This is a genomic window from Pseudomonas sp. LBUM1643 (genome assembly GCF_059716215.1).
In genome coordinates this window covers 3,051,881-3,063,930 of sequence record NZ_CP166813.1, presented here as the reverse complement: position 1 = coordinate 3,063,930, position 12,050 = coordinate 3,051,881, and the positions used below count along the sequence as shown (strand labels likewise).

Sequence of the window (12,050 nt, the reverse complement as noted above, 5' to 3'; positions counted from 1 at the left end):
TCTCTGCCAGCAATTCAAGGTGACACCTGCATGATCTATGACTATTGCATTATCGGCGGCGGCATCGTCGGCCTCGCGACCGCCATGGCGCTGCTCGAACGCCAGCCCGGCGCCTCCTTACTGATCCTGGAAAAGGAAGCGATGCTCGCGCAACACCAGACCGGGCATAACAGCGGCGTGATCCACGCCGGCATCTACTACGCCCCTGGCAGTCTCAAGGCCGACCTGTGCAAGCGCGGCGCGGAAGCGACCAAGGCTTTCTGCACCGAGCACCGGATCAAATTCGACGTCTGCGGCAAGTTGCTGGTGGCCTCGACACCGCTGGAAGTCAGCCGAATGCATGCCCTGTATGAGCGTTCGAAACAGAACGGTTTGAAAGTCGAGCAACTGGATGCCACCGAACTGCGCCGCCGCGAACCAAACATCGTCGGCCTCGGCGGTTTGTTCCTCGATGCCACCGGGATTGTCGACTATCGCCAGGTGTGCCAGGCCATGGCCCGGGTGATCGAGGCCGCGGGCGGTGAGATCCGCCTGCAGACCAGCGTCACCGCGATCCGCGAGAGCGCCGACAGCGTCACCGTCAGCAGCCTCGACCAGGTCTGGCAGGCCCGGCAACTGGTGGCGTGCGCCGGTTTGCAGTCCGACCGGCTGGCGAAAATGGCCGGGGTCAAGATCGACCATCAGATCATTCCGTTTCGTGGCGAGTACTACCGCCTGCCAGCGTCCAGGAACGAGATCGTCAACCACCTGATCTACCCGATTCCCGACCCTGAACTGCCGTTCCTCGGGGTGCACCTGACCCGGATGATCGATGGCAGCGTCACGGTCGGCCCCAACGCCGTGCTTGGCCTGGGTCGGGAGAACTACCGCAAGTTTTCGATCAACTGGCGCGACGTCGCCGAGTACGCGGCCTTTCCTGGCTTCTGGAAAACCATCTGGAACAACCTCGGCTCCGGCACCACGGAAATGAAGAACTCGTTGTTCAAGCGCGGTTACCTGGAGCAGTGCCGCAAGTACTGCCCATCGCTGCAAGTCGATGACCTGCTGCCCTATGAAGCCGGAATCCGCGCCCAGGCGGTGATGCGCGACGGCACCCTGGTACACGACTTTTTGTTCGCCGAGACGCCGCGCATGGTGCACGTGTGCAACGCCCCCTCGCCGGCCGCGACCTCGGCCATTCCGATCGGCCAGATGATCGCCGAGAAAATTCTTACTAGTCGCTGAACCCCGCTGCACGGGTGCCATCACCCTTAAAAATAACTACAAAGACCAAAGGAAATCATCGATGTCTGTACATCAAGCGGCCCCGACCGCCCCGGAAACTCCGCTCCAAAAGCAGAAACGCCTGCGCAAGGTGGCTGCCGCAACCATCTTCGGCTCAATGCTGGAGTGGTATGACTTCTACCTCTACGCCACCATGGCGGCGATTGTCTTCTCGAAGATCTTCTTTGATCCGAGCAACCCGGCGGTCGCGTCACTGCTGGCCTTCTCGACCTTTGCCATCGGTTTCATCGCCCGCCCGTTTGGCGGAATCCTGTTCGGCTACCTGGGCGACCGTTTCGGCCGCAAGCAAGTGCTGGTCATCACCTTCTGCATGATGGGCGTGTGCACCACCCTGATCGGGCTGATCCCCAGCTATGCCTCGATTGGCATCTGGGCACCGATCATCCTGGTGCTGGTACGGATCATCCAGGGCCTGGGCGCGGGTGCAGAACTGTCTGGCGCCGCCGTCACGTCCTACGAGCATGCCAGCGAAGGCAAACGCGGCAGCCAGGGCGCCTGGCCTGCCTTGGGTCTGAACCTGGGCTTGCTGCTGTCGTCGCTGACCGTCTACGTGCTGACCATGAATGGCAACGAGTTTCTGTTGTCCGGCGGCTGGCGCATTCCGTTCATCTGCAGCATCGTGCTGGTGGGTGTTGGCCTGTGGGTCCGTCGCAGCATTCCGGAAACCCCGCAGTTCGAGGAGCTCGACACGACCGCCGCCAAAGAACAGGTTTCGCCGCTTAAATTGCTGTTCAGGAATGACATGAAGGGCCTGGTGGTGGTGCTGTTCGTGGCGATTGGCTACAACGCCCTGAGCTATATCTTCAAAACCTTTTCCCTGGCCTACCTGACTCAATTCAAGGGTGTCGAAGCCCACGTCACCTCGCTGTCGGTCACCATCGCCAGCCTGGTGGCAATCGTTGCCGTGCCGTGCTTCGGCTGGCTCTGCGACAAGTGGAGCAGCAAAAAGGTACTGATGCTCGGCGGTGTGTGCTCAGCGCTGTTCGCCTATCCGTTCCTGACCCTGCTCAACACTGGCGAGCCGCTGATGATCTATCTGGCCATCGCCATCGGCACCGGGATTCTCGCCCCCATGATGTTTGCCCCCCAAGGCTCGTTCCTTAGCCGCCAGTTCCCGACCCAGACCCGCTCTTCGGGGTTTGGTACCGGTCGTGAAGTCGGTACGGCGATCGCCGGTGGTCTGGCGCCTCTGGGCGGCCTGGCGCTCGTGGCGAATTCGGCGACCCATTCCACCGATGGCGTGGCGGTGATCCTGCTGATTTCCGGGGTGCTAGTGGTGGTTTTTGCGTTGTTTGACCAAGGGCGCAAGCACTCCAGCTTCAAGAACTAACGTTTGTGATGGGAGTGGGGGGGGCCTATCCAGTTCAGCGGTAGCGAACGCTGACGGTTAGCGCCCATTTACGGCGGGTTACTTGAAATGGCTGGTCCCCCCGGCGACAAATAACCCGTCGTGAAAGCAGAATCACTTGAGGTCGTATTGGCAGAAATGGACGACGATCTTTTGATCTTTACTCTGTCGCGCCTATCAATATCCCAGCGAGAGCCGATAGATAACGCTCGATAACGCCTCAAAATCGATCAAAACACTTATATCCTCGCCAGCATCTTAAACACCACAAGGCATTGTATTTAAACAACAAATAACCAGAAACAAGCGAAAACGCAAATCCCCCCCGTTTCCTCCTACCTGACGACAAGAGCTCACCTACATCAGTATCGGAAGGTCTGATCTAGCCCACCAACAACCATCCTGCTAATAATTAGTCACTTGCAAAAAAAACTTCGCAAGTAAGGCGCCTGCTAATTGACGAAAGCAATAGTCTCCCCAACATACATTCCTGGCCTTCAGCACTTAAACATTATTAGAAATGGGCTGCTCGTTGCACCCCAACATATCCTGCGGGGAAACTAACTCAACGCGCACAAAATAATGGACAGCCACCATGCACCCCATGCTTACCCTAATTAAAGCCGCCTGCCAAAAACATACCTCATTACTAATTTCTACTATTTCTACACTAATAGCACTAAAACTAATAGTTCTCGCCCCTCCCCTACTACTAGGAAAAATAGTTGATGCTCTCTATAGCGGCATCGGTGCTACCCACTACACATTACTAGCGTTCACCGCAGGCCTGGTTCTCGCTGGTTTCATCCACGCGATCATTAGCCCTTTGCAAACTTATTTTCTCTCGAGGCTGGTCCAAAACATTGTACTGAACGCCTCTATCAAGTGGTTGGCAGAACTGATGCGCAAAGAGTTTGTGCAATTTAGTTCGTGGCGAATTGGACTCTTCATAAAATCAGTGGAGCGAGGAATAACGGCTCACGAACAATTACTGACCTTCTTTGTCACCGCAGGCGTTCCGATTTTCATCGAGCTTCTGATCGTTGGCAGTGCATTCCTATACATGGGAGGCGCTGAAGTATTCCTCGCCATGACCGGACTCGGTGTCGTTTATTTAGTATTCACCCACAAAATTATCAGATGGCGCAGAAAACATATTGATGCGGTTAACGAGCAAGAAGATGAACTCAGCGCCCTTTTATTCAATACACTTAACGCTGGCAAAGCTATAAAACTGGAAAATGCAGTGTCTATGGCAATGCACCCGTTGAACCGGGCCTTTGAGCGCTATGCACTGGCAGCGGTGACTGCAACGACCTCCGGTGGTGTTTTGAGCGCAGCCAGGATTCTGTTCATCAGCCTCTCAACGGGCGGATTGCTGGCATTGGGTGTCGTTGATCAACTGTCGGGGCAGCCGAGCATTAGCGTCGGGCAACTGGTTGCCATTTTTTCGATTGCAGGCAGTTTTTTGCTTAACATTGCTGCATTGACGGAAGGTTATAGGGTTCTGGATCAATTCCTTGCAGACCAGGGTCGACTTCATGAGTTGTTGTCGCTACCCGATTTTGATCTTTGTGAGCGACTGATGAATGTCACGTTCAAGAAAGCCTCATCACTGCAGCTGCATCCGTGCGCGGTGACTGAAGGTGCTGAGGTTCGGTTGGCCATCAGGAAAACTCTGTCATTCAAACAAACTCAGTCCGTGGCAATTACCGGCCCTAGTGGTGCGGGAAAATCTACCTTGCTGGAAGCCCTCGCCGGGTTAGATAGTTCGATAAGAAATCAGCTAACCATTGACGGAGTACCGATTTCCAGTCTGAACCCGAAAACCCATCTGAATGCGTTGAGATACTGCCCTCAGCAGCCCCGGTTTTTGGAGGGAACATTTAAGGAGTCAGTTTTATTCGGAGCAGAAGCATCACCTAACCTGATGCAAGCGATTTCACGATTGTGCATTGATGAAATTGCGTCCCATCGCAACATTAGCGAAAACGCCTCCAACATTTCCGGCGGCGAAGCCAAACGCCTGTCACTGCTGCGCTTGATCAACAAGCCAGGGCAATTCAATCTGTTCGACGAGCCAAGCGCTTCGATTGAACCGCAACTGGCCAACGTCGTATGGGACCTCCTGTTCGATACGTTTGATCAGCGCGGTCTGATTTGTGTAACCCAAGATGTCCCAAACCTTGACCGTTTTGATCGAGTCATCGTGATGAAGAATGGAGTGATCGTTGGGGACGGGCCCTGGCGTGAACTGGTCCAGCGATCAGCGATCAAGCACCTGTTCAGCGACCTTCATACAGAGAAGTAACACGGGCGCGGTTTTGTAATTTTTCCAGCGCAGACGCGAGACTGAGTTCAAATCCCCGCATTTCACGCAAAAAGCCGTTAGTCGCCACCCCCCACCATGCATTAAAGTAACGCCCCCAGCCCTGGCGTTATCAGAACGTCTGCGGTCACCCTTTCCAGGAACAGTCATCGATGGAACATCGTGAAGCGCTGCTCGCGCTGCGAACCTTTCTTTCAACGCAGATTCTCGGCCAGGAAAAACTCATCGAGCGCTTGCTCATCGCCCTGCTTGCAGACGGCCACATGTTGGTCGAAGGCGCCCCTGGCCTGGCCAAGACCAAGGCCATCAAAGAACTCGCCGAAGGCATCGAAGCACAATTCCACCGCATTCAGTTCACGCCTGACCTGTTGCCGGCCGACATCACCGGCACGGAAATCTATCGTCCGGAAACCGGCAGTTTCGTGTTCCAGCAAGGGCCGATCTTCCACAACCTGGTGCTAGCGGACGAAATCAACCGTGCGCCGGCCAAGGTTCAGTCGGCGCTGCTCGAAGCCATGGCCGAGCGCCAGGTCAGCGTCGGGCGCAGCACTTATGAACTGTCGCCGTTGTTTCTGGTGATGGCGACGCAGAACCCCATCGAGCAGGAAGGCACCTACCCGCTGCCCGAAGCCCAGCTCGACCGTTTCCTGATGCACGTGAAAATCGGGTTTCCGGACGCGGCTGTCGAACGCCGGATCCTGCAGCAGGCCCGTGGCGAAGCCCTCAATGGCGAAACCAAGCCCGAGCGTCGGGTGAGCCAGCAAGCCATCTTCGCCGCGCGCAAGGAAATCCTTGGTTTGTACATGGCCGACGCAGTGGAGGAGTACCTGGTACAACTGGTCATGGCCACCCGCACACCGGCCAAGTTCGATCCGGAAATGGCCGAGTGGATCGCTTACGGCGCCAGCCCGCGCGGTTCGATCGCGTTGGACCGCTGTGCCCGGGCCCACGCCTGGCTTGCCGGTCGCGACTTCGTCAGCCCCGAAGACATTCAGGCAGTGCTGTTCGATGTGTTGCGCCACCGCATCATTCTTTCTTTTGAAGCAGAAGCCGCCGGCATCGATCAGGACCGTGTGGTCCAGCGGATTCTCGACGTCGTAGCCGTCGCTTGACCCCGATGAACGCCCTCCTGCCGCCCGAGCCGGGCATCCGTGTCAGCCTCGCCGAACTGATCGAGATGCGCCACCGCGTGCGTGAAGTGCAGCTGTTCTCCACGCCGAGCCAGCGCAGCCCGCTGATCGGCCTGCACCACTCCAAGCTGCGCGGCCGTGGCGTGGATTTCGATCAGGTGCGGGTTTATCAAGCCGGCGACGATGTGCGCACTATCGACTGGCGTGTCACCGCCCGCACCCAGGAGCCGCACACCAAGCTGTTCCATGAAGAACGCGAGCGTCCGATTTTCATTATGGTCGAACAGAGTCGTCGACTGTTTTTCGGTTCCGGCTTGATGTTCAAATCGGTGCTGGCCGCCCAGGCGGCGAGTCTGATTGGCTGGGCCGCCCTCGGACACAACGATCGAGTGGGCGGACTAGTGTTCGGCGACAACGAGCACTACGAGATCAAGCCGCGACGCAGTAAACAGAGCCTGCTGCAATTGCTCAACCGTCTGGTGCGCGTGAATCAATCCCTGCACACCGAAGGCGAAACCAACCGCGATGCGCTGAACCTGGCCCTGCGCCGAGCCCGTGAAGTGCTGCGTCCCGGCAGCCTGGTCATCGTGATCTGCGACGAGCGCGCGTTGACCGAGGGTTCCGAGCAGCAGCTGAGCCTGCTGTCACGGCATTGCGACCTTTTACTGCTGCCGTTGTCCGACCCACTTGATCACGCCCTCCCCGCCGCTGGCTTGCTGCGTTTCGCCGAACGCGGCGCGCAGCTGGAGCTCGACACACTGAATTTCGACCTGCGCCAAGCCTACCGGGCCCAGGCTGAAGCGCGCATTGCTCGTTGGGAACTGCTGGCGCAGAAGCTGCGGGTATTGCTCATGCCGCTGAGCACCCAGAGCGAGATGGTCGAGCAACTGCGCGAGTACCTCAACCCGCAGAAACCGGGGAAAGGTCGATGAGCAGCCTCGATCAACTGCAACCGCTGATCACTCCGCCACCGATCAGCTTCTGGCCGCCGGCACCGGGCTGGTGGCTGTTATTGCTCCTGATACCCCTGATGGGTTTCGGCCTGTGGCAACTGCGCCGGTTGATCCCGGACAAACGCCCGATCGTTCGCGCCGAACAACCGTTGGACCCGGTGCGCCTCGCCGCCCTGGCTGAACTGGCACTGATGCCCAAACCTTATGACGGTGCGCCTGCCGGTGCCTGGTTACAGCAGCTCAACGGCTTGCTCAAACGCCTTTGCCGCAACCATTACCCTTACAGCCAGAGCCACACCCTCAACGGGCGTAAATGGCTGGCTTTTCTCGACAACCGCTGCCCCGCCGCCGGGCTGACGCGCTGGATGGTGCTGGTCGAAGGCGCCTACAAACCCGAATGCAAACTCGACGACAAGGCCATCGCCGGCCTCACTCAAGCCGTCGACACCTGGATTCGCAAGCATGTTTGAATTCGCCTGGCCGTGGATCTTCGCCCTGCTGCCGCTGCCGTGGTTGATGCGGGTCGTGCTACCCGTTGCCGACAGTGGCGAGCCGGCGCTGAAAGTCAGCTTTCTCAGCGACCTCGAAGGCCTGGCGCGACGCCGTGCCCGGGCCAATCTACCGGCCTGGCGCCAGCAAGCACCGTTCATTTTGCTGTGGCTGTTGCTGCTGATCGCCACGGCGCGCCCGCAATGGCTGGGTGAGCCGCTGCCAATTGCCGCCAGTGGCCGGGATCTGCTGGTAGCCGTGGACGTGTCCGGCTCCATGGACTTCCCCGACATGCGCTGGAAGGACGAGGACGTCAGCCGTCTCTCGCTGGTCCAGCACTTGTTGGGTGACTTTCTTGAAGCTCGTGAAGGCGACCGCGTCGGCCTGATCCTGTTTGGCAGTCAGGCCTACCTGCAAGCGCCCCTGACGTTCGACCGCCGCACGGTTCGAGTCTGGCTCGATGAAGCGCGAATCGGCATCGCCGGCAAGAACACGGCGATCGGCGACGCGATCGGTCTCGCCCTTAAACGCCTGCGGATGCGTCCGGCCCAGAGCCGCGTACTGATCCTGGTCACCGACGGTGCGAACAATGGCGGAGAAATCGACCCGCTGACAGCGGCGCGCCTGGCGGCCAACGAAGGGGTGAAAATCTACCCGATCGGCATTGGCGCGGACCCGGAGGAAAGCGGCACCTTGGGCTTCCTCGGGGTCAACCCGAGCCTGGACCTCGACGAACCTGCCCTGAAGGCGATCGCCGAGGTCACTGGAGGACAGTACTTCCGCGCCCGCGACGGCAAAGAATTGCAGGCGATCAAGGACACCCTCGACACACTGGAACCGGTGACACAACAACCGACCCAGGCACACCCTGCCCAATCGCTCTATCACTGGCCATTGGCGTTGGCTTTACTGTTGAGCATGCTGCTGGTGGCCCGTGAGCGCTGGCCGAACAACCCGCTGCAGCGACTGTTTACCAAGGAACTGTTTTTGCAAACGCAACTCCCTGACTGGCGCCAGCGCCTGAACCGACTGCGTCTGCGGAGACGCCGATGAGCGCGCTCTGGCCTTTCTGGTTCCGCCCGGCATGGCTGCTGCTGTTGCCGGTACTCGGCTGGTTGCTGTGGCAACTCTGGCATCGGCAAAAGCGTGCCGGGCGCTGGCAGATGATTCTGCCACCCGCTTTCCACGCAGCATTGCTCAGCGGCGGTAATGGACGCGACAGCAAACTGCCGTGGGTTGCCTTGGGCGTGGCGTGGACGCTAACGCTGTTAGCGCTGCTGGGGCCGAGCTGGGAGCGTGTCGAACAGACCAGCCAAAAACCGGCCGACCCGCTGGTGGTGCTGCTGGAATTGACCCCGGAAATGCTCGCCACCGACGTGACGCCAAACCGTCTCGAACAAGCGCGGCGCAAGGTGTTCGACCTGCTGCAACACCGCAGCGATGCGCAGACCGCGATCGTCGTCTACGCCGGCAGTGCGCACACGCTGGTGCCGCTGTCGGACGATCTGGCCACCAGCCGCAACCTGCTGGATGCGCTGAAGCCCTCACTGATGCCCGAGGCCGGACATCGCGCCGATCTGGCAGTGATCAAGGCCCTAGCGCTGCTGAATCAGGGCGCGCTGGGTGACGGGCGAATCCTGTTGATAGGCTCTTCGCTGACCGAACAGGAGCGTCAAGGCATTCGGCAGGCACTGAATGGCAAATCCACGCAGTTCCTGATGCTCGGTATCGGCACCGCCGACGGTTCGCCAATTACCCAGGAGGACGGCAGTTTTCTCAAGGACGAACAGGGCGCAATTCTGGTCCCACGCCTGGACGAGCCAAGCCTTAAAGCCTTCGCCAACGCCGTGGATGGACACTATCGCCACGCCCGCCTGGACGATGCCGACCTGCGTGCCCTCGGCCTGTTCGATGGCCCTCGGATGCTGCGTGACGACGGCCAGACCTTGCGCCTCGACACCTGGGCCGATCAGGGTTACTGGCTGCTGTTACCGCTCCTGTTGCTGGCGGCCTGTGCCGGACGGCGCGGCTGGCTGTTTTGCCTGCCGGTGCTGTTCCTGGTGCCCCAACCGAGCTATGCCTTCGACTTCGAAGACTTGTGGTTGCGCCCCGATCAACAGGGCCTGCACTTGCTCAAGCAGAAACGACCGGCTGATGCGGCGCAGCATTTCGAAGACCCGCAATGGCAAGGTGTGGCGCTTTACGAAGCTGGCGACTACAGTGGCGCCGCCCAGCGGTTTGCCCAAGGCAGCGACGCCCACGCCCACTACAATCGTGGCAACGCCCTGGCTAAAAGCGGTGAGTTGGAAGCGGCACTGGACGCCTACGATCAGGCACTGGAGCGCCAACCGGATTTGCGCCCGGCCCTGACCAACAAGGCGTTGGTGGAAGGTCTGCTCAAGCAGAAAAACACACCGCCACCTGAAGAACCGGAAAAGAAACCGGATGACTCATCCCAGCCCGTGGAACAGGAACCACCGCCTGGCGCAGCCACTCAACCGGCGACCGAAGGGGACTCCAAAACCGAGGCACAGCAGGCCACATCAGAGGCAGAAGAACCGTCCACGACGCCGCCGAAACCCGGCGCCAATGAAATCCCGGGCAGCGAACTGGGGGATGAACAACACACCACGCCACCGTTGCGTCCGACCAGCGACACGATCGATGGTGAGCAGCGTCAGGCACTTGAGCAATGGCTGCGCAAGATTCCGGATGACCCGGGTGAGTTGCTCAGACGCAAATTCTGGTACGAACAGCAACAACATCAGGATCAGGGAAAAACTCGATGACCCGCTTCACCGTCTTCATGCTCGCACTGCTGCCCGCCCTGCTGATCGGTACCGTTCAGGTCCAGGCTGCGGGACTGGTGGCCAGTGTTGACCGCAGTCGCCTGAACACCGGCGAAACGGTGGAACTGACACTGGAATCCAGCGATGTGACGCAGTTCGGCAAGCCTGACCTGACACCACTGGAACCTGCCTTCGAAGTCCGCGGCACCCGCCAGGTCAACCAGTTGACCACGTTGAACGATGGTAACCAGGCGACCACTCGCTGGATCATCACCCTGCTGCCTCGCCACAACGGCAGCGTGGAGATTCCGGCGCTGCAACTGGGCGATGTACAGAGCCAGCCACTCACCGTGCAAGTGCTCGAAAGCGAAAACCAGGACAGCCCGAAGAAGCTGAGCCCGGTCTTCCTCGAAGCCAGCCTCGATCAACCCAGCGTGTACGTCCAGGCCCAGGCGATCCTGACCCTGCGGATCTACCACTCGGTGTCGCTCTATGACGACAGCAGCCTGACGCCCTTGCAGGTTCCCGATGCGCGGATCGAAGCCCTGGGCGATTCGCGAACCTACGAGAAAGACATTAATGGACTGCGCCACGGCGTGATCGAAATGCGCTATGCCATCTACCCGCAACACAGCGGTGAACTGACCATCCCGGCGCAGGTTTTCAGCGCCACGCTGGTTGACGCACAACCGGCGCAAGATGCAGATGGCCAGGCACCGAAATCCGGCAAGATGATGCGCGTCGCTTCTGCCGAGATCATGCTCAACGTCAAGGCCAAACCTGCAAGCTACCCGGCCGATGCAGCCTGGCTGCCGGCGCGCAGTATCAGCCTGAGCGAAAACTGGAACCCGGACCCGGATCATGCCCAGGTCGGCGACTCCCTGACCCGCAGCCTGACCCTGAAAGTCGAAGGACTGGCCAGTTCGCAACTGCCGCCGCTACCGGCCACCGAAGTCAGTGGCTTGCGGCGCTATCCGGATCAGGCGGTGCTCGGTAACGAAAATACCGAGCGTGGCCTGGTGGGCAGCCGTGAGGAGCGCGAAGCCCTGGTGCCGACCCGAAGCGGTGACATCGAGTTGCCGGCGGTGGACGTGATCTGGTGGAATACTTTCGAAGACCATCTGGAACACACCAGCCTGCCGGCGCAAACCCTGCAAGTGGCGAACAATCCGAGTCTGGCGGTCGATACCCCTGCCAGTACCCCGCAAGTCCTGGTGGGTGACAGCGAAGCGCTGTGGTGGTGGAAACTCAGCACGCTGATCCTGGCCTGCACCACCCTGCTCGGCTTTGGACTGTGGTGGCGTGCCCGCTGGCAACCCGCCATCCTGCGCGCTGCGCAAACCGGCCCCAGCCCGCGCACCGTACTTGACGACCTCAAGCGCGCCTGCCAGGCCAACGACTCTCACGCCACTCGCCAGGCACTCGATGCATGGGCCCGGCAACAACCGGAAACCCTGGCCGATATGGCCGCGCGCTTCGTGCCGTTGTCCGATGCCCTCGACGGATTGAATGGCGCGCTGTATAGCGAGACCGGGCAGCACTGGCAAGGTGACGATTTGTGGCGGGCGATTCGGGCGATCCCCATCGCGGAACGGGTCCACGATCCCGTGGGTGACAGTGGATTGCCGCCGTTGTATCCGAAATAAGCCTGCTGCGTCCTGATGTGGCGGCTGTCGTGGCTGAAAGCCGGGTGCCCGACCACATCCCATCCGTTTGCCAGTAAACTCT

9 protein-coding genes are annotated in these 12,050 nt (G+C 59.7%); all 9 read left to right on the top strand.

What is annotated here, in order from left to right; all coding sequences use genetic code 11:
* Positions 1-30 precede the first annotated feature (30 nt).
* The 9 genes from lhgD (at position 31) to ACA063_RS13805 (ending at position 11,968) form a co-directional block, all read left to right on the top strand.
* The gene (gene lhgD, locus ACA063_RS13845; RefSeq protein WP_497666323.1) at positions 31-1,224 is read left to right on the top strand and encodes an L-2-hydroxyglutarate dehydrogenase; all 1,194 of its coding nucleotides are present in this window, start codon (positions 31-33) and stop codon (positions 1,222-1,224) included.
* Positions 1,225-1,285: 61 nt separating this feature from the next.
* A complete protein-coding gene (locus ACA063_RS13840; protein WP_497666322.1) occupies positions 1,286-2,614 on the top strand; it encodes an MFS transporter in 1,329 nt (442 codons plus the stop codon).
* 613 nt (positions 2,615-3,227) lie between these two features.
* Complete coding sequence (locus tag ACA063_RS13835) at positions 3,228-4,943, top strand: ATP-binding cassette domain-containing protein (RefSeq protein WP_497666321.1); 1,716 nt, start codon at positions 3,228-3,230, stop codon at positions 4,941-4,943.
* Positions 4,944-5,113: 170 nt separating this feature from the next.
* The gene (locus tag ACA063_RS13830; RefSeq protein ID WP_003218556.1) at positions 5,114-6,073 is read left to right on the top strand and encodes an AAA family ATPase; all 960 of its coding nucleotides are present in this window, start codon (positions 5,114-5,116) and stop codon (positions 6,071-6,073) included.
* A gap of 5 nt (positions 6,074-6,078) precedes the next feature.
* Positions 6,079-7,023: a DUF58 domain-containing protein gene (locus ACA063_RS13825; RefSeq protein WP_497666320.1), complete on the top strand. Its 945-nt coding sequence runs from the start codon at positions 6,079-6,081 to the stop codon at positions 7,021-7,023.
* Positions 7,020-7,514, top strand: a complete 495-nt coding sequence (locus tag ACA063_RS13820) for a DUF4381 domain-containing protein (RefSeq protein ID WP_162436746.1) — start codon at positions 7,020-7,022, stop codon at positions 7,512-7,514. The genes ACA063_RS13825 and ACA063_RS13820 overlap by 4 nt, the downstream gene beginning before the upstream one ends.
* The gene (locus tag ACA063_RS13815) at positions 7,507-8,586 is read left to right on the top strand and encodes a vWA domain-containing protein (protein ID WP_497666319.1); all 1,080 of its coding nucleotides are present in this window, start codon (positions 7,507-7,509) and stop codon (positions 8,584-8,586) included. The genes ACA063_RS13820 and ACA063_RS13815 overlap by 8 nt, the downstream gene beginning before the upstream one ends.
* On the top strand, positions 8,583-10,322 hold the full coding sequence (locus ACA063_RS13810; RefSeq protein WP_497666318.1) for a vWA domain-containing protein: 1,740 nt from the start codon (positions 8,583-8,585) through the stop codon (positions 10,320-10,322). The genes ACA063_RS13815 and ACA063_RS13810 overlap by 4 nt, the downstream gene beginning before the upstream one ends.
* Entirely contained in the window at positions 10,319-11,968 is a 1,650-nt protein-coding gene (locus tag ACA063_RS13805) for a BatD family protein (protein WP_497666317.1), read from the top strand. Before ACA063_RS13810 ends, ACA063_RS13805 begins: the two co-directional genes overlap by 4 nt.
* Positions 11,969-12,050 lie beyond the last annotated feature (82 nt).

What these genes read in the sequence shown, in the direction of transcription:
- ACA063_RS13820 (WP_162436746.1), top strand. Translation starts at nt 7,020, where the DNA reads ATGAGCAGCCTCGATCAACTGCAACCGCTGATCACTCCGCCACCGATC.
- ACA063_RS13805 (WP_497666317.1), top strand. Translation starts at nt 10,319, where the DNA reads ATGACCCGCTTCACCGTCTTCATGCTCGCACTGCTGCCCGCCCTGCTG.
- ACA063_RS13825 (WP_497666320.1), top strand. Translation starts at nt 6,079, where the DNA reads ATGAACGCCCTCCTGCCGCCCGAGCCGGGCATCCGTGTCAGCCTCGCC.
- lhgD (WP_497666323.1), top strand. Translation starts at nt 31, where the DNA reads ATGATCTATGACTATTGCATTATCGGCGGCGGCATCGTCGGCCTCGCG.
- ACA063_RS13830 (WP_003218556.1), top strand. Translation starts at nt 5,114, where the DNA reads ATGGAACATCGTGAAGCGCTGCTCGCGCTGCGAACCTTTCTTTCAACG.
- ACA063_RS13835 (WP_497666321.1), top strand. Translation starts at nt 3,228, where the DNA reads ATGCACCCCATGCTTACCCTAATTAAAGCCGCCTGCCAAAAACATACC.
- ACA063_RS13840 (WP_497666322.1), top strand. Translation starts at nt 1,286, where the DNA reads ATGTCTGTACATCAAGCGGCCCCGACCGCCCCGGAAACTCCGCTCCAA.
- ACA063_RS13810 (WP_497666318.1), top strand. Translation starts at nt 8,583, where the DNA reads ATGAGCGCGCTCTGGCCTTTCTGGTTCCGCCCGGCATGGCTGCTGCTG.
- ACA063_RS13815 (WP_497666319.1), top strand. Translation starts at nt 7,507, where the DNA reads ATGTTTGAATTCGCCTGGCCGTGGATCTTCGCCCTGCTGCCGCTGCCG.